We start from the raw sequence: 20646 nt of genomic DNA on the forward strand, positions 1-20646 counted from the left end.
CATTGACAATAAATAACTTTGACCTCCATACTAAAACAAGTTTCACCGAACGAAAGAAATGCTCCTGACCAACCTTCTATTTTCACTACTTTTTTTTCACCCCTTCCACATCAGCGTCACTAGCATTTATCACGCGACTGAAGAGAACAGTCTGCAAATTACCGTAAAAATTTTTGCCGATGACTTAGAGGAAGCACTGAACCGGGATAATAGCGAAGCAACTGCCTACATTGATGTGCTCAACCCGCCTAACCCCGCTCAGCTTGATTCTATTGTCCATAATTATCTCGATCAGCACCTGGTGTTTACTATTAATGAGCAGTTGGTACAGCCCCAGTTTTTGGGCTTTGAGCGAGAAGATTTAACCATGTGGTGCTACTTGGAGGTAGCGTCGGTTAAGTCGCTAGAAAAAGTAGAAGTGCGAAACACATTGCTGCTGAACACGTTTGAAGATCAGGCAAATATTGTTCACGTGCGAGCCAACGGAGTGGTAAAGAGCATGAAGTTGGCTCACAACCAAATCGCCGATACCATCATTTTTTAAACTGACGCTATTTTCCAATGGGTAGAAACATACTTTTTTTCGTAGTGATTGGGCTATTTTTTACTTTATCAGCCTGCGATGAAAACGATAACCTGCAAGTATTTTCCTTAGACCAAGAAATTCAGTTGGGCCAGCAACTAGATTCGTCTATCATGAGCAACCCTCAGGAATATCCGGTGCTAGACACAGCTCGCCACGCGGATGCCTACAGCTATCTGGAGAACATTTTCTTTGGTATTCTAAACTCGGAAGAGGTTGCGTATCGTGAGACCTTTCCCTGGCAAATTAGGATTATTCAGAATGATAGCACCCTGAATGCGTTCGCTGCGCCTGGTGGATTTGTCTACGTATACACCGGATTAATTAGGTACTTAGATAGCGAAGATGATTTAGCCGGAGTGCTAGGCCATGAAATTGCTCACGCTGACTTACGGCATTCTATGCGAAATATCCAACGGCAATACGGTATTGGCATTCTTCTTAGCCTGATACTAGGCGAAGGCGGCAACCAGCTTACCCAAATTGTCGCGCAGCTTGCCGCCGGAGCCGCCGGATTATCCTTTAGTCGGGAATTTGAGAGGGAAGCAGATGAAGCATCGGTAGAGTATCTTTCACAAACGCCGTACAATTGTGCCGGAGCTAGGTCATTTTTCCAGAAGCTTACTGAAGATGGTAAAACCAGCGGAATACCCACTTTCCTCAGTACCCACCCCAATCCAACCAATCGCTTTGAGGATATCACCGACAAAGCACAAGCAATTGGCTGTAGCACTCAGCCTTACAACCCTCCTTCTTACCAGGATTTTCAGCGAATGCTACCGGGTTAACTCCCGCTAAATAGGTTCAATCGGGGGAACTTCGTAGTTTTGAGGGCACATATTATATCTCCAACTATGAAAAAGTCTGAAATCAATATCACCGTATCGCTGGACGAAGCCAACATTCCCGAAAACATTAGCTGGAGTGCTACTGATGGCGAGGGCAACCCCCAGGTAGAGAATGGTCCCAGCCAAAGTAAGTCCATGAGCCTTTCCTTCTGGGATGACCAGCAAAAAAACACATTACGCATTGACTTATGGACTAAAGAGATGCCCGTTGATGAAATGAAACGGTTTTGTATTGATGCCATTGGCGGTTTGGCTCAAACCACGCTCAACGCTACCGGCGACTCATACATGGCCCAAGAAATGAATGATCTCTGCGACCGGTTGGTGCAACACGTAGAAAATGAGATGAAGAATGGCTAAAACTCAGTGGAAAGAATATATGCAAACAGCTGTACAACAGGCTCAGAACGGCAAAACGCCATTTGGCTGTGTAATTGTGCAAAATGGTGCAGTGATTGCTCAAGCGCATAACACCGTATCTGCTTCGCACGATCCTACTGCTCATGGCGAGGTGAATGCAATTCGGCAGGCTTGCCAGCAAAATCAGTCTCAAACGCTACCTGAAACAGTTCTATTTACTACAGGTGAGCCTTGCCCTATGTGTATGTCGGCTATTTTATACGCCAAAATTCCTCAGGTGGTATTTGGGGCTTCTATTGCTACCATTGCTCAATTTATGCCTCAAATCACTATTTCCTGCCAACAGGTAGCAGCTCATTCTCCTCAAAAAGTAAGTATAACCGGACTATTCATGGAAAAAGAATGCTCGAGACTTTTACAAGAATTTGGCTAAATGTGCCATTTGTTTCGCTACTGACAAATGGAGTGGTGTTTGCTCCGTAAGCAGCAGAATCATTTCAACTTGAGGTTCGTTATAGGTAATAACCAGCAATGAGTATCATGAAAAATCTAGAAATAAAACGCTTCTTATCAATTACTCTCGGAGTAATTACTTTTTTAAGTTTAGCTTCTGTCGCCTCATTTACTACTATTTCTGAAGGAGAACCCGCGAAGCTTAATAAAATTAACTGGCTGACTATTGAGGAAGTGCAGACTTTATCGGAGAAAGAGCCAAGAAAAGTAATTATGGATGTGTATACCGACTGGTGCGGCTGGTGTAAGAAAATGGATAAAACCACTTTCTCCGATGAGAAAGTAGCGGCTTACGTCAACGAAAATTTTTATGCCGTAAAGCTAAAGGCTGATAGCAACGATAAAGTCACTTTTAAAGGACAAGAATTTTCTAAAGGGGAACTAGCCCGCGCTCTACGGGTTACGGGATACCCTACGGTAGTGTTCTTCGACGAATCGTTCGCTCGCTTCCAACCAGTGAGTGGCTTCCGCCCGGCCGGCGATTTTCTCGAGCTATTAGAAAGATTTAACCAAGCAGAAATGAGTCAGTAAATTCTCTTTTCGCAACTTTTTCAGAGCAGTTATCCGTTACTTTGTGTCAATCGGATAACTGTTTTTTTTATGCCTACCTACGCACAAGATACTATTATTGCGCTTTCTACCCCCAGTGGCGAGGGAGCTATTGGTGTAATTCGTTTATCAGGATCAGAGGCAATCACGTTGGTCAACCAGATTTTTCACGGTAAAAACCTGTTGGATCAGCCTTCTCATACGCTTCACTTCGGAACAATTCGTCAGCAAGAAGAAATTCTTGATGAAGTAGTCGTTTCCCTTTTTATTGCTCCCCACTCTTTTACTAAAGAAAACGTGGTAGAAATTTCCTGTCACGGATCTTCCTATATTATTCAACAAATAATTGAGCTGTTTATCAGTTTGGGTGCCCGGTTAGCTAAGCCAGGAGAGTTCACTCAACGAGCTTACCTCAATGGGCAGTACGACTTGGCTCAGGCGGAAGCTATCGCTGAATTAATTGCGGCTGACTCTCAAGTAGCTCATCGGGCTGCTATGTACCAAATGCGGGGTGGCTTCTCACGGGAGATTCACCAACTTCGGGAGCAGTTAGTGCGTTTTGCTTCACTCATTGAGTTAGAACTGGATTTTTCCGAAGAAGATGTAGAGTTTGCTAATCGGGAAGAGCTTAAAAAATTAGTTCAGAAGATTCTTGCTAAAACTCAGCATCTTATCCAAAGCTTTTCAATAGGAAATGTCATAAAAAATGGCGTTCCCACGGTAATTGCCGGCAAGCCGAATGTAGGAAAATCTACGCTGCTGAATGCCCTACTAAATGAAGAAAAGGCCATCGTCAGTGATATTCCCGGCACCACTCGAGATGTGATAGAAGACGAAATCACCCTAGAAGGTATTCGTTTCCGCTTTATTGATACAGCTGGAATCCGAGAAACCACTGATACAATTGAGGCTATTGGGGTGCAACGCACTTACGAAAAAATGCAGCAGGCCGCCCTTATTCTTTATCTGTTTGACTTAGAGCAAGGTAACCTCAACGAGATAACCGAAGAAATAGCATCCCTAGAAAAGCTTAATATTCCCCTAATAAAGGTAGGAAACAAGCTAGATAAAGCTCAGAAGCACTTAGTTGATGCATTACGCGATACGAACGATGTAGTATTTATTTCCGCGTTAACCAAACATCAGCTAGCGCAACTCCAGCAACAGTTGATAAGTACTCTTCAGCTTAACCAAATTCAAGACCAGTCCGCAATTGTAACGAATCTTCGCCACTATGAGAGTTTAAAAAGTGCCTACAATAACCTACAGCAGGTCATTTCTGGCATTGATCAGGGAATTACGCACGATTTTTTAGCGCAGGATATTCGCTATTCGCTACATGCTTTGGGTGAAATTACCGGAGATATTACTAACGACGAATTACTGGGAACGATTTTCAGTAAATTCTGTATCGGAAAGTAATTTAGAAAAAAACCAATCGGTTTATTAAAACAATTAAAAAAAATAAGCGTTTTGTATTACGTATTGTCAAATTAGCCTAATCTAACCTATGTTAACTTAACGTTATATTTTTTCAAATTTGTGATATTTCTTTATTTTTTTTAGCATTTTTGCGATAAATATTTCATCGTTAAACACTTTTTTATTACCTTTGATTGATTCAATTTTTTATTGATATGTTTCACATCCCTAAGTATACACAGTACTCTAAGACATTTTTTCTCGTCATCATGATGCTTGATGCGTTTTGTCTTTATTTTGCTTTTGATTTATCATTGTACGAAAACTTTCTTACCAAAGGGGCTATCTTTACCTCTAATGCTTCTTTCTACACTATTTGGGTGTTACTCTGGATCATTATCTCTCTTTTCTCAAATCATTACAACACTAAAACTTTAAAGAGAGTCTTGTACATACTCAAGAGTACCAGTAAAGTGGTTCTTATTCATGCACTTTTCATCTTTGTTTACCTGCTAACTACGCCGCAGTACTTCGAAATAGGATACCTTATTAATGTCTATCTTTACTCGGTACTAATTACGGTGAGTGCCAAAGTTCTTCTGCTATTTAGTTACCGCTTATTGAGTAACAAGCAAGAGAACAAAGTTAACTTTATCATTATCGGGCGCACCTCTACAACTCATGAGTTACTGCGCTCCCTTGATTTAAATCAAAAATTTGGTCATCACTTCTACGGGTTCTTTAATGGAAATGCTTCGGAGGAGAAGAAAACCAAAGATATTACTTCGGAAATTGAGGAGTTTTGCAAAGAGAATGCTATTAACTATATCTACTTTGATTCATCAGTTGATAACAAAGTATTAGTACAGCTCATCAAATACGCCAACAACCATTACATCCGGTTCTCGGTAGTACATAGTCCTATTACTGTTCCATTTAAGGAAGTTGAAACTTCAGTATTTAATAACATTCCGGTTATTTATGGTCGTAATTTCTCGGCCACTTCAAAAAATACCTTACCCGGTATGAAGAAGCTAATTAACTCACTCAAAGCCTAGCCCTTACCATTTTTATAATGGATGAAAAGCAGCTTCTAACTGGAGCTGCTTTTCTGTTTTTACCTTATTCGTACCTTAATGACTCTATAGGATTAGCCTGGGCAGCCTTTACCGTCTGAGTGCTTACAATCAACATTCCAATTAAAAAAACCAGCCCACTCGGTACCAAAAACAAGGTGATAGAATAGTCGATGCTAAAGGCATAGTTATCCAACCACTCTCGCATTATCCAGAATACAATCGGAATACCAATGGCTAGTGCCAACAGCATTAACTGAGCAAAATCGCGAGAAAGTAGTCGTAACAGACTAGCTACAGAAGCTCCTAGTACCTTTCGTATACCAATTTCTTTGGTCTTTTGAGCTACTGAAAAAGAAGTTAGGCCAAACAACCCTAGTCCGGCAATAAAGATGGCTAAACCGGAAAAGATGGCGAAAACCTGACCTATTCTTTGGTCTTCCTGATAAAGAGAATCAAACTGCTCATCCAGAAAATAGTACTCGAAAGGATTGCCAGGAAACAATGTGAGATATTCTTCTTTTAGACTGCTAATAACAGCAGCAACAGGAGTAGAAGCATAGTCGGTATCTATTTTTACCGAAAGTATCCCATTTTCTGGTCTGTAATTAAAGATGATTGGTTCGTAAGCATTTTTCAGCGATTTGTGGTGATAATTAGTAACGACCCCAATGATCTCTCGCAGTTCCTCAGAGTTTCCAACCTTAATTAACTTGCCAATAGCATCTTCCGAAGTACCAAAGCCTAAAAGCTGAACAGCCGTTTCATTAATAAGTAACCTCTCTGACTCTTGGCTTAGGGTATCGTTATAATTTCGCCCCGCCACCAGAGGAATTTGATATTCGGTGATGTACTGATCGTCTATTTCCAGAATGGAATAGCTATGAGCTTCGTTAAAATCTTCTCCTGGTAGTGCTGCCTGTACATTATAGTTATAGCTCTTACCGGGTACATTGCCTGAAAATACAACGCTCTTTACGAAAGGGAAACGACTAATTTCGGTCTTCAACGAAGCCATTTTTCCCGAAGAATTATCATCTACTATCGCCGGACTACTTATAATTAGCGTCTCCTCAATGTTCAGCCCGAGGCTACGATTTCGCATAAAGTTCAGTTGCTGGAAAACAACGTAGGTACCCCCTACCAGTGCCACCGATGCAACAAACTGAAGCACCATAAGCGTTTTCCGTAATGAGATGCCCTGGCGAGAGTTTGAAAAGCTACCTTTAAGCACGGCAATAGGTTGATAAGAAGACAGCACCCAAGCTGGGTATAAACCGGATACCACACTTCCTACTATAATTGCCAAAATGAAAGCTAGCCAGAATAATGGTTCGCCAAAGAGATGCACTGTCTGTATTTCTTTACCCAAAAGATCACTAATCGCGGGAAGGCTTAATTGAAAAATAGTGAGGGCTAGTAATGCACTAACTACGTTAAAGAGCAGTGCCTCGAGCAAAAACTGACTAATTAGTTGCACTCGCTGACTTCCCACTACTTTACGGATTCCTACTTCTTTCGCCCGTTCGGTAGCCTGAGCTGTTACCAAGTTTAAGTAATTGATCCAGGCAATTACTACCAGGAATACGGCGATGATGCTGAAGATGTAAATAATTTGAGCATTACCGGTACTGCCTAAACTATTGCCATATTCTGAATGAAGATACGTTTGAGCTATAGGCTCTAATGTTAATTCTCCCGAATCTTCGGGGTTAGCATTTTTCATAATTGTGTTCACGACCGATGAAACCTGCTGAGGCGATGCTTCTTGATGCAGAAGAGCGTAAGTAGTAAACGCGCTCCAATAACGTAGATATTCCGGTCCATTATCTATGACATCGAATGAGAAAAATATTTCCTGATCGATATGTGAGTTGGCTGGAAAATCTTCAGCAATTCCGGTCACTTGGTACTGCTGAGGTCCGAACATATGGTATAGTGTAACTGTGTTTCCTAAAATATCCTGATCTACCTCACCGAAGAACTTTTGGGCAACTGATTCGGTAATCACCACTGATTTCAGACCAGCCAGCACCTCAGTTCGCTCACCAAACAGCATTGGAAAGTCAAACATGGAGAAAAAGTTGGCATCGGTGTAGACGAATGTTTGCTTGAAAGAAGCCTGTTCGATGCTTCCCTGAATAACCAATGTACCGTTTTGCTCCCAGAGACGAGTGGACTTTTTTACTTGAGAAACTTCGCTCTCTAGCTGAGGAGCTACCGTATGGGGCAATACTGAAGACTTAGCATCACGAGCCTCATCAGTGTACCCTACCCGAAACAACTGATTCTTCTCAGTATGAAACTGATCAAAGCTGCGCTCAAAATATACATATTGAAGGATGAGCAAACCCGCCGCAAGACCAACAGCTAAACCAATAATGTTAATTAAGCTAAATACCTTATTCTTGCGTAGCGTGCGTAAAATTACGATGAATGTATGTCGTATCATAAATGTGCCATTTCTTTACATAGCCTCGAAAAATGATACCGAAATAGTAAATTACTGACTATCAGATATATACAAAATATACTATGAGCAAAATGTGCCAGAATGTAACAGTCATCTGTTCTATTTTGATACAATCCAGGTCTTAATTCCGACTTAAAAGTTGTCGGATTTTATCAGCTATTTCATTGTGCTCTTCTGAGGACGATACTGTAAGATCAGCTAAACTTATGTAAAACGTATTATTTACTGAAGTCATGAGCGGAACCGCTCCTTGCTGACGACCAAAGCCAAACACCACCATCCCGTCGGGTGAAAGGAGTCCCTCAGAAGTATTACCCAAGAAGCCAAGTAAATCAGCGTGACTATCCGGCTCCTGCATTCCCAGTAGTAATGTACGGGGACTGGTTTTACTTCCGAAATACGCCCACTGCCAGTTACCCGTAGCCCGCTCTTCTTTAAAATAATCCGGTAATTCAGTTTGATAACCCAGCTCATCGGTTCCCCAGTAAAAATTGTTGGGCGAATAGCTACCGCCGGGAGTTCCTTCGTATAAGAACCAGTACGCATGTTCACTATCTACCTTTTCCATCGTTACGGTAGCATAGGTGTCATGAAAAGTCCACGTCCACTGCCACTTACCACTGTTACTGTAAGTACGAATCTGATTCTCCCTAACAATCTCGCTAGTACACTGATCAAAACCAGGATGCCCGGCGCCACCATCATCTGACTGGAATACAAAATTAGGCATCCCCCGAAATCCGGCAGCGGCCGAGGCCGGATATTCGCTTAATGGGTTTTTCTTGAAAGCAATCCAATCGTTTCCTTCCGAGTCAATGAGGCAGGAAAGACCGCCCCCGGCTTGGTCGTACCAGTAGGTAGCCGATGCAGTCTTCACCACAAACTGCGGACGATCTTCGTACATCGCTTCTTCAATACTAACCGAAGCGCAACTAACAAAAGGAATGATTGCGACTAAAAGCAAGGAGGTTGAAAAGAAGAATTTATTCATCATTTATGGAAATAACTGAAAATGAGCCGAAGGTGACATCGGTATTATGGGCTAATAGTAATGCGCTACCTGATTGAATATTATCGGAAGCAAATTCTTCGGCTACCAAGTCCCAATCGCCAGGCTCAGCACTTCCATCCCCCCACAGCTTTACCTGGTAGCGAGTTAGTGAATCGTGAATAGTGAATACTCGATGTTTCATCTGATACTTTACTCCTAATTCAATGCTTCTTATTTTGCTGGTATCTTCTACGTACAGATTCTCCCCATCAAAAACTCTCCATCGGCAGCTATCCAAGTTATCCGTCAGACGGAATTCGGCGGTAGCTCCTAATGGGAACCACTTAGTATGAGGTTGATTTTTATCAAAATCGTGCCCCGGCCAACGGGTGGCGATAGCCGAGTGGCTTACATTAAACGTAGGTGGGCCAGGGCGAGGTAGGGTAAAATCGTGAAAAATCACCGAGGTAGTCACCTCGTAATCACGCCAGGAAGTATCGCCAAAGGCTAGTACCCGATCGTAATAAGGTTCCGATGTTCGAACACCACCCTCAACCAATTCCCACCTTCCATCGACAATCTGCACCACATCCGCAATCTGCTGAACAGTATCCCAGTCTACGGCATAGGGAAGTGTCCACTGGTTTGCCGATGTAAACTGAATATTTACGGTTTCATTTATCTGATTTCCTAAAGAATCTATTGCCGTAATCAGTAGTTTATTCTCTCCCTCTTGAAGCGAATCTACGTGCAGATCAATATTAAAATCCCCATTACGAGCGAGTCGCCTTCCATCTTCTCCGATAGAAAGAGTGTGATGGGAACCACCATTAAGCGAATAGCGAAGTGTTTGCAGGGAAGTATCCGGTTGAACATTCCCCAGTACATTGACCCATTGTTGGGTCAGCCCCGGTTGACCAAACTGCTGGTTGGTACCGTACCATACATCAATTTTTAGCGTAGGTTCCACCAACGAAGTCTGCTGCATCAGCAACAAAGCCGTTAAGCCGAAGCCAAGTCCAACGAACACTCGCATGAAAAATTTATTTCTCGTAACGGCTTTCATTTTTGAGGCGTATCAAAGCGCACTTTTACCATAATCCCCGGCCATTGCACTTCCATTCCGTGCACCATTTGTCCCTGGAATAGTGGGGTTTTCAGGGTAGTAATCGTATTCTTTCCAGCTTGCAATACGTGCGTGTCTTCTTGGGTGATAACGTGAAGCATAGCATCGTAGCAAGGATCTTCACGGGAATAGACCAGGTGATCGTTAAACAGAATTCCATTAGAATAACAGGGACTCCAGCTAATCCAGATGAGTTGATAGTCGGTTGCCTGCTGAATATCTTCTGAAATACTGATAGTCTCAGAAAACTCCCCTGAGCGGGTGACCCACTGGGCAGGAACATCCTGAGGTTTATATAGCTCTACTGAAAAATCTCGCATTGGTAACTCTAAAGATTCCAGAGCAGAAGTGGCGTAAATGAGGCCGTCTTTCGTAGTGATCCGAGCGTACACTTGCATAGGTTCAGGCTGATTGGGAAGCCAGTTGGTATTCCAATCTACTGTGAATGGCGCAGATGAACTACTCCCGATATGGCAGATTAATTGCCCCCGGTGCAGGTGGGCGTGCCACTGCCGGTACTGCCCATTGCCCTCCCAATCAGCATCTTCGTAGTAACCTATGTAATCGACTTGCTTAATTTCTTCTTGATTTTCAACATTCAGTGAAAAGCGCAAACCATTCTCGCTGGGAGTAGCCTGCACAGGAGAGGGTTCAGCAGCAAAGGGTGATGCCTGGTTGTAGTAGATGCGGAAGGTAACTCCGTAGAGTAGGTTTTGCGGCCAGCCCCAGTTCTGCGTGCTGTCCACCTTAAAGCGAAAGGTATTTTCTTTTCCTTCCTTCAGATAATCTAGCGGCATTTCTACCGTCGGATTGAAGTGATGCATGTAGTCGTAGGCGGGAGTTGGTATACTGTCGGCTTCGGGCAATGTTAGCCAGTCGCCTTCATTCACCTGGATAGCTAGTCCCCGGGTACCTTCATGACTGAGTACTTTCTCTACTACTACCTCTGCTTTCACTGCATCTTTCAGATCAATTGACTGCGGTAGCGGAATAAACCCGCCTTGATGAGTCTCAGCGGGGAAGTGACCGGTATTGATGGTATAGTCTAGCTTTCCCCCTACTCGCAGGAAACTCTCACCTTCTACTACTTGAGATGGTAGCCAGTGGTATTCACGAAAGACATCACCTGGTTGGGGTTGGGCAATTACTTCTCCGCTGAAACTAAGTAAAAGGAGAGACAATAACGTAATACATACGTTATTACGAGTGAGGAACGAACGAAGTAATCTCCCACTTTCATGGGAGAGTTCGTCAAAAATCCAACTTACCCCCTTTTTTAAAGGGGGAGTAGTGATGGAGAACTTGATAGCTTTCTTTTTCATGGGTTGGGAGTGCCTTCGTTGATCCAAACGTCGAGGCGGGGGGTTTTCCAACTGTAGGGTTTGCCGAGCACGTCGTAGTCGCCATCACCGTCCAAGTCAACTAAGCGGCCTTCGTGTACGCCGTAGCTGGTAGCCACTACGTGTTCATTGAAGTTTCCTTGTCCGTCTCCGAGCAGTATTCGTATCTTAGAATCAGGGTTTCCCTCACCGAAGCGCATCTCGGCTGAGAACAAATCTAAGTGCCCATCCTGATTAAAATCTAGCAGATCAATAGTATGCCCATTATCCAAGCTGGCAACTATTTCTTTTTTATGCCAAGTTCCTTCCTGGTATTCGTAGAGAATCATGGGAGCTACCCCATCCCCTACTACCAAAACGATCTCCGGTCGCCCTCCTTCTATAATCTGTCCGGCTACGGCACGGGTGAAGACGTAGGAAGCATCCACAATATTTTCCGAGAATTCTCCGTCGCCTGTATGCTTAAACCAGCGTCCTCCACCCACAATGTCCATGATTCCGTCCCCATCAATATCAGCTTTCGCTAGACCTTCGTGCTCGTTATCATCTTTCCAACCGGGATAACCTTCTTGACCCAACTGTTCCATCTGGCTATCGGTGCTGTACTTATAAATTGGGTGAAAATCCCACTCTTCAACTTCCTTCGGATTATCGGGTATTTCGGCTAGGAAAAGGGCTTTCCCTTGCTGGTTCCAAAAGACTAATTCCTGTTGTCCGTCACCATCAAAATCGCCGAAGAGTTGGTCATGGTGCTTGTTGCTTCCTGATTTCTTTATGGTGTAGCGTTTCCAGGACTGGCTGTAGTCGGGGTAAGGATTCGCCCACCACCAGACTTCATTACTGCGACTTTCCCCGGCAAATACCAGGTCTTCGTCGCCATCGCCATCAATATCGTAGTGGGTTGACCCGGCTTCTATGCGTAAAGCTTCGTCCTCTACCACCATTCTATCCCAGCTTTCCCCATTTTTCTTGTACCAAACTACCGAAGGGGCGGCAGTACGTTCGGTAATCACAAAGTCAGTTACGCCGTCTTTATCCAGATCAGTAGCCAACGATGCAGTCTGCTGCCCGCCACTATTAGGAATAGGAAGATCATTGTTTTCAGTAGAATAATGTTTCCAGGTGACGATGGGATCAGCATTATCGTTGCGCCACAGGTGAAGATATTGGTGTTGATCCCAACCCACGCTAACAATATCCAAATCGCCGTCATTATCCAGGTCAGCCAGTTGGGTGCCCAGATGACTTTCTTTTCCGGTATCCAGTTCGTTTTTAGTGAAGTTTCCCTGACCATCGTTGCTCCAGGCTTGCAGAGCTAGGTCAGCCCCTTTGTGTTCGCTGGTTAGAATATCGCTATCTCCGTCACCATCCAAGTCGGCTACGGCTAGGTTGTTCATTGAATACTGGGTCACGACCAGGTGCCTTGTCCACTTTTCTTCTTCCGAAGATGCGGGGTTTTCGTACCAAAACAGGTTACCATCGGCCTCTTTTCCCGGATAACGTTCTTCACTAATGATAATATCAGCTTGCCCATCCCCATTCAAGTCGGCTACTTCTACTCGGTCTATCGCGTGATTGCTACGTCCGACTACGTTGGTTTCCCAGTTTTCGCTACCATCGCCGGATGGCCGGCCCCCGGGGTTGGCAAACCATACTACTTTAGTGGGTTCTTCTTTGTTCTTTTCAGAATAGCCTCCGGCGGCAATATCAATGTCCCCGTCTCCATCCAGGTCTCCGGTACCAATGCCCTCATCCGAGGTATTTTTTCCTACCAACGTTCGGGGCCACTCTCCTTCTGTTGGGTCATTAGGTATGGTTAATGCGTAAATATCGCCCGCCCCGGCAATTAATAACTCCGGCTTGCCTTGCCCATCTAACTGGGCAGTAGTAAAACCCTGACTATTAACATGACTAGTAGCCGGTACTTCGGCCACTTTGATTGCCCGCCAGGATGTTCCCGCTTCGTCCTCAGCTTCCAGCCAGTAGACGTCAGGCAGTGCCATCCCAATCACATCGCCGTACTGATCTCCATCCACGTCTACCACAAAAATACCGTCTACATTCATACCAATGTCTTGTTTTTTCCAGTCACCACTCAGGTCTCCCCCGGGGTTTACGTACACGTGCCGTCCCGCCAGTATGTCAGGATAGTTATCGTTCGTCAGGTCGCCCATTGCCAAACCAAAGTAGCGTAGCCAATTGGGTTCAGCATAATCCCCCCACTTATCGCGGGTAGAATCGAGCTCCATATACGTCCAGTGAGAAAGGGATTGGGCAGTTGCCGAAAAAGTAGTGATAAGAAAAATGAGGCTATGAAGCAGATATTTCATAAAAGTACTGAGTTAGGTTGTGGAGGTGAAAATAAGGATTTTAGTAGAAAGATCATTAGCGTATTCCTGATCGTAGCTTCTTTTGTAAAAACCCTCTACTGCTAAAAATGAGCCTCAAGTAAGCAAACCAGCCCCCTTGTCATTCTTTCCAGCAGTATACGGATACATTACATTAGCGTTCTTCTTCCCTTCTAAGCATACTCCTCAAGACTTAACAGTTGTGTCAAAATGAAACAAGGCCTATCTTGGCTGATATGGACAAACAAGCAGGCAATATTCTTATTGTAGACGACGACCAAGCGGTGCTTTATACTGCCAAACTCATTCTGAAGCAGCATTTTACCCACGTACAAACCGAAGGCTCTCCTTCTCAGATTACTACTCATTTGCAGAAGCAGCCTTACGATGTGCTACTGTTGGATATGAACTTTGCCTCGGGAAAAACTTCCGGTGAAGAGGGCTTGTACTGGATTAAGCAGGTGCGGGAGCTAACCCCCAAAGTGCAAATTATTGTCACTACTGCCTACGGCGATATTGAACTGGCGGTAAAAGCGATGAAAGAAGGAGCAGTAGATTTTTTAACAAAACCCTGGGAAAAAGAAAAGCTAGTGGCAACAGTTGCTTCGGTTTGCCAGCTAAGCCACTCCAAGGGTGAGGTAGAAAAGCTAAAAAAACAGCAACAAGCCCTAAGTTACGACCTGGACAGTACCTTTTCTGATATAGTGAGTGAGAGTGAAGCTATGCGCCCGGTATTTGAAACCATTGAGAAAGTTGCCCAAACCGATGCCAACGTTCTGATTCTTGGTGAGAACGGTACCGGAAAAGAGTTGGTAGCCCGAGCCATTCACCGGGCATCACTTCGGTCGGTGCAGCCTTTTATTAAGGTAGATTTAGGTACCATTAGTGAGACCTTGTTTGAAGCGGAGCTGTTTGGACACAGCAAGGGAGCTTTTACCGGAGCGGTAGAAGCCCAGGCTGGTCGCTTTGAAGTTGCCTCGGGCGGCACGCTCTTTTTAGATGAAATTGGTAACCTTTCCCCTGCTTTACAAGCGAAGTTGCTAACAGCTATCCAGAGTAAAGAAGTTATTCGAGTAGGCACTAATCAGCCTATTCCAGTAGACATACGGCTACTTAGTGCCACCAACCAGCCCATTTACGCGCTATCGGAGGGGAACGCCCCACAGTTTCGGCAGGACTTATTGTACCGAATTAATACAGTAGAGGTTAGTATTCCCTCACTCCGTGAGCGCCCCGAGGATATTCCGCTACTTGTAAATCACTACCTCCAAGTCTACGGTAAGAAGTATCACAAGCAGTTTGATTCGCTCCGTTCGTTAGTAATTAGTGCTTTGCAACGCTATGCCTGGCCGGGTAATGTCCGGGAGTTGCAGCACGCTGTTGAACGAGCCGTAATTATGAGCAACAGTACCAGCCTGGAAGCTTCCGATCTGTTGGTAGATTCTCAGCGTAAGAAAGCCCTCTCTCCCACAACCAATTCCCTCAATATGGACGAGGTAGAGAAAAGAGCCATCCAAGAAGCCATCCGAAAACACCAAGGAAACCTCAGCAAAGCTGCCGAGGAATTGGGCTTAGGCCGCAGTACTTTGTACCGAAAAATGAAGAAATATGGGGTTTAGGGTGTTTTATGCTAAGCTTGGATTTATTCCGGCGGTCGTTACTGAACTCATTGGCTAGGCAGTGACATACTTGCGAGGAGGAGTTTGGGTGTAGCTACTCGCTTCGGATACATCGGCACTTCAGGTCATCGTTGCGATGACCATACTTTTCATCTACACTAAACGGTTCGTCGTAACCAGCAAGGCTCGACTTGGTATAAATCATGGTAGGGTATTGTTCCGGCTCTGTCGAGCTGTAGTAGACGTTAAATTGTTTTAGCGAATCCAGTAAGCCTAATTCGGTGACAACGGTATCCAACTCGCTAATAGCCGGTAAGTACCAATCGCTGTAGCCATAGGCCTGCAACTACTGGCAAAATCTGACCGACCTACCCAATGCTTCTTCCGTAGTTGGGCTATAAAAGTCTAATAAAATTCTTGAGTTGACCAACCCATTTTCCTTATCAAATACTCCTGCAGACCTTAAGAATGACTCTACAAATACGGTATCACCATTATGGGGAAATAAACTCAAATCAGCCGGGTAAGCCATAATGGTGCGTCCGTTGAACGCTACCTCGCTCAATTTCTCAGCAGTTTGGAACGAAAAAACCGCACTACTTGTCTTACATCTAATAGGAAACATCTGATTACAAATCTTTTTCAAATCCTGTGCTATTCCTCGAGCCACAGTGCCCAATCCGATGGGTACGGCGCGGTAAATGTATGCTTTCCTGCGCCTAGCGTGCTTAAATCGATTTCTTGGTAACGCTTTCTAGCATCAACAGCAATGACATTTTTAGGCTTTCCGGTAAAGCGATAATCAATCGTACTTGTGTTCTCCTGATAAAATACCAAGTGAGTATTGTCGGTTAAGCAGTAAGCTTCGGAAAGAGTGGTGTCTACCACCATATCTTTTTTAAACCGTTTCTTATCGTTCCAGAATACCGAAAAACACTTTAATGCCTCCTTATTTTCGTACTCACCTGTACCATCTAGGTTGCCCCATATGGCCGCGACGCCCCCGGCCAGAGTGTGGTGCCAAAGCCCCCGTCGGGTTTCTTCTTCATCATAATCTTTTTTCGGATACTTGCTGGGAGTACGAATGCGGTACCGGTCTTCAGAAAATGTTGGTTTATCCGGTCGCTTTTCCTTCATTTCCCGAAGCTCTTCGTACCAAGGCTTATGATATTCATAGCTAGCGTAATCCATTCCTTCGTAAAGTTGATCCAGCTTATTTTTAGAAGCCCGCGCCCCAATCAAGTGGTTCCAACCGTCTTTCTGCCACAGATAATCGTGCCACGCCCTAAGCTGGTTCTCGTCAACCCACTCCCACAAATCAAAGCCATAGCTTATTGACCAGCCTTGTAGCGGATTAAGCTGCCGATAAATTTCATTGAGCAATTCTTTTTCCTCCGCTCCCATAATACCGCCTTTCAAGCTTTTAGAAGTTTGGCTTCGGGAAGCATCTCCCCAGAGCCAAAGGTGGGTACTGCCTCCGGCTTCGTATACTTTACGAATAATCATCGTGAGCTTATCAAAGGTTGCTTGGTCAATACTACGGTCACCCTGACTTACTTTGTTGTTGCCAATATGAAACCACTGCCCGTAGACAGGAATGTGTGCGCCGTTAAATCCGTGCTCTTCCAGGTATATTGCTATAAATTTATCTACCTGCTCTGCTGTAATCAGACTCAGATTATTAGAGTTGTCTTCGTTACGCAGTTTACCGATTACATCAATCATTACGTAGTTCGGAACAAATGCCTCTCCACTACCCGACCAAAGGTATTTTCCCTGGTGGTTTACTACTTCCCCCCGATTAGTTGTTGCGGATTGGCCAGAAAAAAGTAAGCATACGAGCATTAGTACTACTCCAAATTTCATGATAGGTATTATTCTACGAGCGGAACATACGGACGGTGAAAAGAGCACAATGCCAAAACTAGCGTTTTACGCTGATAAATCAGTCATTGATAGCGTTTCTCGCATCTCACTGACCAAATTGCTCATCTTCTAGCTGTTTTATTGCATAAGTTTTCATTTTGAATACCGTAATACGACTAAAATTGTAAATTAGAGCAAAAAAACGCCCATGCAACGAAGAATATTCATTAAGCGATCATCTTTAGTAATCACCGGAGCTGGACTGTTTGGTGCTGCCTGTTCATCTAACACTACTCAAAGCGAAACCGAAAATAGCGAAGAGTCTTCATCCGTTGCGATGTCTACTTCCACTGAGCCACTGTACAAACTTTCATTGGCTCAGTGGTCATTGAATAAAGCATTATTCAATCCGGCTATGCAAGCACTGCCCTGGCCCGAACGCGCTAAACTCTATGATACTGACTACGAACGAGTAATTGCCAATAGTCAGTTAAACAACCTCCAATTCCCGCAGAAAGCCCGTGATCTAGGGTTTGAAGGGGTAGAATTTGTTAATCAGTTTTTTTACAACAAAGCTGAAGATACTCAGTATTTGGCCGATCTTAAACAGGCCTGTGCTGACGCCGGAACCCAAGCTTTACTCATTATGTGCGACCGGGAAGGCGAACTTGGTAACCCCGATGAAGCCGAACGGATGAAAGCCGTAGAAAGCCACTATAAGTGGGTAGATGCTGCCCAGTACCTGGGTTGTCACTCTATCCGGGTAAATGCTCAAAGTAGCGGCAGTTACGAAGAGCAGCAAAAACTAGCTGCCGATGGATTAGCCAAACTGGGCGAATACGCCGACAGTGCTGGCATTAACGTGCTGGTAGAGAACCACGGGGGGCTATCGAGCAATGGCGAATGGTTGGCCGGAGTAATGAAAATGGCTGAAAATGACCGTGTGGGTACGCTACCCGATTTTGGTAATTTTTGCGTAAAGCGAGAATACCCCACTCAAGAAAACCCCAACCCACCCTGCGAAGAAGAATACGATCGCTACCAGGGAGTGGCAGAACTGATGCCCTACGCCAAAGCCGTCAGTGCTAAAACCCACGATTTTAATGAGCAAGGAGAGGAAGCTCATACCGACTATGAGAAAATAATGCGAATTGTTCTGGATCACGGGTACCGCGGATTTGTTGGGGTGGAATACGAAGGCAGCGAATTGGGCGAAGAAGAGGGCATCACAAAAACCCGGGAGTTACTAGAAAAAGTTAGAGATAACCTGGCGGCGGAGTATCAGTCGTAATATACCTCCCTGTATCTCAGCAGCGCTTTCCTGAGTGGTTCTACTAAAATCGTGCAGCAAAGCAAAAGTTTCTAATATTGCCTAATCACTATTCTGATTGGGGTTATTTCTTCCCGATAGATAAAGAGCCGTCACGACTACGTGCTGGCAGATAGTAGTTATTTTATGCATTTTCTTTTTCAATACCATGCTCTTCCTTGTAGTCGGCCAATCGGCGTTCGGCACTCCACCGGGCATGATCGGAAGGCTCAAATTTATGGCCTTTACGCCGGGCGTATACTTGCGTAAACTCCGCTCCGAATAAAAAAATCAGTGCCGAATAGTTGACCCATAACAGAATGAGAATGACCGCTCCGGCAGCCCCAAAGGCTGAACCAGGCTCAGTCTGGCCAAAATAAATTCCCAAACCAATTTTACCGAGTACAAATAGTAACGCTGTTACTGACGCTCCCACCCACACCGACCGCCACTCTACATCTACATCGGGCAGAAACTTATAGATCATAGCAAACAACGTAGTAATTACCCCCAACGACAGTAGTATTTCAGCTATCTGGAATATGTAAAGCAAATAATCAGGTAGAAACTGCTGAATAAAATTTCCGAGTGCCTGAAGTCCGGCGGTTAGCGCGAGTGAAACAATTAGTAGAAACCCAACACCCAGAATAAAGCCCAGTGATAACACCCGATCCAGAGCAATCTTCAGTATGCCTGATTCGGGTTTCGCCTCTACCTCCCAAACTTTATTAAGTGATAACTGCAACTGCACAAACACTCCGGTTGCCCCAAACAGAAGCGTACCAATTCCTACAGCAATAGCAAAGGTAGAATCACCTTGCTGACTTACATTATCAATCATAGTTTGCACTTGTTGAGCCGCCGACTCACTCACTGTGCTACTAATCTGAGCCGTAATTTCTTTTCGAATATCTTCTTCCCCAAATACTCGCCCTACTACTTTGATGATAATAATCAGTAGAGCCGGTAGCGAAAAGATGGAGTAATAAGCAATAACTGCACTCTGTCGGAAGGGATCGTCAGAGATCCATTCTAGATAGGTCTTCTTCAAAATTGAGAAGAGACTTTTCCCTTTTTCTCGTAGGTTCATCAGCTTAAAAAATTAGTCTCGACTCTCAGTTAACCAACTTCTTCATTAGAAGGTTATGATACCTGTCAGCAGAAATAGCACAGCCAAGCACATGTTGCGGTTATCTATCCAATCATGCTACAGTACATCTCAACGAAAATACTACTTATTACCAAAAGCTTATGCACCTTCACTCTTCAAGCGGTCTATTTCTTTGGCTACCTCTTCCGCCTCTGCCATTTTCTCATCACCTGCCCGACGGTCGCGCTGCGATAGTGTGTGCGACTCAGCTAACAGCTTACGGTATTTATCCTGCAATTTTTCCAATGGGTCTTTTTTCTTAAATAATCCGAACATAGTTACTGAATTTTACGAAATGGGTTACGTACAAACTGCATAAAATCCCGAAACTGCTCTCGGGAAGTAAAAACTGCGCGTATTTCTGACCAATATCCTCTCCACTCGGGTGGGTCGGAAGATGCCTGATCGCTTAGCGACTTAATATACTTTTGATTTTCAGACGCTTCCATTGTAGGTCGCTCGGTGGTTACATCTGCTTTTCCGTTGCTACGTTGGTCAAGCCGATCGGCTTGCTGATAACTCTTCTTAGCTTTTTCAATGTAGCCTAGCTTCTCCTCCACTAGCCCTCGGTTATTATAAGCAATGGCATCCTCCGGATCAAGCTCAATGGCTCGGGAGTAATCGTCAATGGCTCCTTGGTAATCGCGCAGCCGATCTTTAATGTACGCCCGGCTAGAATAGCGATACGGATTTTCTGGCTCTAGCTCAGCGGCCCGATCAAAGTCTTCCAACGCTAACTGATTGTTCCCCATCCAGTGTAACGCTACTCCCCGCTCGCTCAGGTAAGTAGCGTTGTTGGGTAGCAAATTAATCAGTCGGTCAAACGTTCGGATAGACTCTTCGTAACGCTGCAACTTGAAGCTAGCTCGGGCTGCCCCGTACAAGCTTTCCGGGTGCGTATCTTCTTCAGCCAAAGCGCGCTGAAAATGCTCCAGGGCTTGTTGATAATTTTCTTGCTGTAACTGCTGATATCCTTGCTTCGCGTGATCCTCGGCACTCATAGACTATAATGGGAGAGTTTTAATGGTACTAGTATTGAACCAGTTAAATCAAAATTAGTTTTACTTTGCAGT

At 44.5% G+C, this 20646-nt stretch carries 20 protein-coding genes; 10 read left to right on the forward strand and 10 right to left on the reverse strand.

Features of this window, described 5'->3' with window-relative positions; all coding sequences use genetic code 11:
• Nucleotides 1-58 precede the first annotated feature (58 nt).
• The 7 genes from P0M28_RS01360 (at nucleotide 59) to P0M28_RS01390 (ending at nucleotide 5333) form a co-directional block, all read left to right on the forward strand.
• The gene (locus tag P0M28_RS01360; RefSeq protein WP_302207600.1) at nucleotides 59-544 is read left to right on the forward strand and encodes a DUF6702 family protein; all 486 of its coding nucleotides are present in this window, start codon (nucleotides 59-61) and stop codon (nucleotides 542-544) included.
• Between the two features lie 17 nt (nucleotides 545-561).
• A complete protein-coding gene (locus P0M28_RS01365) occupies nucleotides 562-1371 on the forward strand; it encodes a M48 family metalloprotease (protein ID WP_302207601.1) in 810 nt (269 codons plus the stop codon).
• A 66-nt stretch (nucleotides 1372-1437) separates the two neighbouring features.
• A complete protein-coding gene (gene gldC / locus P0M28_RS01370; protein ID WP_302207602.1) occupies nucleotides 1438-1791 on the forward strand; it encodes a gliding motility protein GldC in 354 nt (117 codons plus the stop codon).
• Complete coding sequence (locus tag P0M28_RS01375; protein WP_302207603.1) at nucleotides 1784-2224, forward strand: nucleoside deaminase; 441 nt, start codon at nucleotides 1784-1786, stop codon at nucleotides 2222-2224. Before gldC ends, P0M28_RS01375 begins: the two co-directional genes overlap by 8 nt.
• A gap of 107 nt (nucleotides 2225-2331) precedes the next feature.
• Entirely contained in the window at nucleotides 2332-2835 is a 504-nt protein-coding gene (locus tag P0M28_RS01380; protein ID WP_302207604.1) for a thioredoxin family protein, read from the forward strand.
• Nucleotides 2836-2904: 69 nt separating this feature from the next.
• Nucleotides 2905-4275, forward strand: a complete 1371-nt coding sequence (gene mnmE, locus P0M28_RS01385; RefSeq protein WP_302207606.1) for a tRNA uridine-5-carboxymethylaminomethyl(34) synthesis GTPase MnmE — start codon at nucleotides 2905-2907, stop codon at nucleotides 4273-4275.
• A 215-nt stretch (nucleotides 4276-4490) separates the two neighbouring features.
• Entirely contained in the window at nucleotides 4491-5333 is an 843-nt protein-coding gene (locus P0M28_RS01390; protein WP_302207608.1) for a nucleoside-diphosphate sugar epimerase/dehydratase, read from the forward strand.
• A gap of 64 nt (nucleotides 5334-5397) precedes the next feature.
• Here P0M28_RS01390 and P0M28_RS01395 read toward each other — a convergent pair whose 3' ends face one another.
• The 5 genes from P0M28_RS01395 to P0M28_RS01415 all read right to left on the reverse strand — a co-directional run bounded on the left by P0M28_RS01395 (nucleotide 5398) and on the right by P0M28_RS01415 (nucleotide 13611).
• Nucleotides 5398-7803 (reverse strand): ABC transporter permease, encoded by a 2406-nt coding sequence (locus tag P0M28_RS01395; RefSeq protein WP_302207609.1) that lies wholly within the window; start codon nucleotides 7801-7803, stop codon nucleotides 5398-5400.
• A 142-nt stretch (nucleotides 7804-7945) separates the two neighbouring features.
• Entirely contained in the window at nucleotides 7946-8818 is an 873-nt protein-coding gene (locus tag P0M28_RS01400) for a hypothetical protein (protein WP_302207612.1), read from the reverse strand.
• Nucleotides 8808-9851: a hypothetical protein gene (locus P0M28_RS01405; protein ID WP_302207614.1), complete on the reverse strand. Its 1044-nt coding sequence runs from the start codon at nucleotides 9849-9851 to the stop codon at nucleotides 8808-8810. The genes P0M28_RS01400 and P0M28_RS01405 overlap by 11 nt, the downstream gene beginning before the upstream one ends.
• 26 nt (nucleotides 9852-9877) lie before the next feature.
• Nucleotides 9878-11263 carry a hypothetical protein gene (locus tag P0M28_RS01410; protein WP_302207616.1) on the reverse strand — a complete coding sequence of 462 codons (1386 nt, stop codon included), beginning with the start codon at nucleotides 11261-11263 and terminating at the stop codon, nucleotides 9878-9880.
• A complete protein-coding gene (locus P0M28_RS01415; protein ID WP_302207618.1) occupies nucleotides 11260-13611 on the reverse strand; it encodes an FG-GAP repeat domain-containing protein in 2352 nt (783 codons plus the stop codon). Before P0M28_RS01415 ends, P0M28_RS01410 begins: the two co-directional genes overlap by 4 nt.
• A 254-nt stretch (nucleotides 13612-13865) precedes the next feature.
• Between P0M28_RS01415 and P0M28_RS01420 the strand changes: the two genes are divergently transcribed.
• Nucleotides 13866-15248: a sigma-54-dependent transcriptional regulator gene (locus P0M28_RS01420; protein WP_302207620.1), complete on the forward strand. Its 1383-nt coding sequence runs from the start codon at nucleotides 13866-13868 to the stop codon at nucleotides 15246-15248.
• Between the two features lie 94 nt (nucleotides 15249-15342).
• Here the strand turns inward: P0M28_RS01420 and P0M28_RS01425 are convergent, their stop codons facing one another.
• Both P0M28_RS01425 and P0M28_RS01430 read right to left on the reverse strand, forming a co-directional pair.
• A complete protein-coding gene (locus tag P0M28_RS01425) occupies nucleotides 15343-15594 on the reverse strand; it encodes a hypothetical protein (protein ID WP_302207621.1) in 252 nt (83 codons plus the stop codon).
• Nucleotides 15595-15902: 308 nt separating this feature from the next.
• Entirely contained in the window at nucleotides 15903-17114 is a 1212-nt protein-coding gene (locus P0M28_RS01430; RefSeq protein WP_302207622.1) for a hypothetical protein, read from the reverse strand.
• Between P0M28_RS01430 and P0M28_RS01435 the strand changes: the two genes are divergently transcribed.
• Together P0M28_RS01435 and P0M28_RS01440 are read left to right on the forward strand one after the other, a co-directional pair.
• The gene (locus P0M28_RS01435) at nucleotides 17113-17247 is read left to right on the forward strand and encodes a hypothetical protein (protein WP_302207623.1); all 135 of its coding nucleotides are present in this window, start codon (nucleotides 17113-17115) and stop codon (nucleotides 17245-17247) included. The genes P0M28_RS01430 and P0M28_RS01435 overlap by 2 nt on opposite strands.
• Nucleotides 17248-17322: 75 nt before the next feature.
• Entirely contained in the window at nucleotides 17323-18405 is a 1083-nt protein-coding gene (locus tag P0M28_RS01440; RefSeq protein ID WP_302207624.1) for a sugar phosphate isomerase/epimerase family protein, read from the forward strand.
• A 163-nt stretch (nucleotides 18406-18568) separates the two neighbouring features.
• Here P0M28_RS01440 and P0M28_RS01445 read toward each other — a convergent pair whose 3' ends face one another.
• From P0M28_RS01445 to P0M28_RS01455, 3 genes are all read right to left on the reverse strand, one after another.
• Nucleotides 18569-19513, reverse strand: a complete 945-nt coding sequence (locus tag P0M28_RS01445; RefSeq protein WP_302207625.1) for a YihY/virulence factor BrkB family protein — start codon at nucleotides 19511-19513, stop codon at nucleotides 18569-18571.
• Between the two features lie 159 nt (nucleotides 19514-19672).
• Nucleotides 19673-19849 (reverse strand): Lacal_2735 family protein, encoded by a 177-nt coding sequence (locus tag P0M28_RS01450; protein ID WP_302207627.1) that lies wholly within the window; start codon nucleotides 19847-19849, stop codon nucleotides 19673-19675.
• Between the two features lie 2 nt (nucleotides 19850-19851).
• The gene (locus P0M28_RS01455) at nucleotides 19852-20574 is read right to left on the reverse strand and encodes a tetratricopeptide repeat protein (RefSeq protein ID WP_302207628.1); all 723 of its coding nucleotides are present in this window, start codon (nucleotides 20572-20574) and stop codon (nucleotides 19852-19854) included.
• Between the last annotated feature and the right edge of the window lie 72 nt (nucleotides 20575-20646).

This window comes from Tunicatimonas pelagia, from assembly GCF_030506325.1.
In the GTDB taxonomy this organism is placed as follows: Bacteria; Bacteroidota; Bacteroidia; order Cytophagales; family Cyclobacteriaceae; genus Tunicatimonas; species Tunicatimonas pelagia.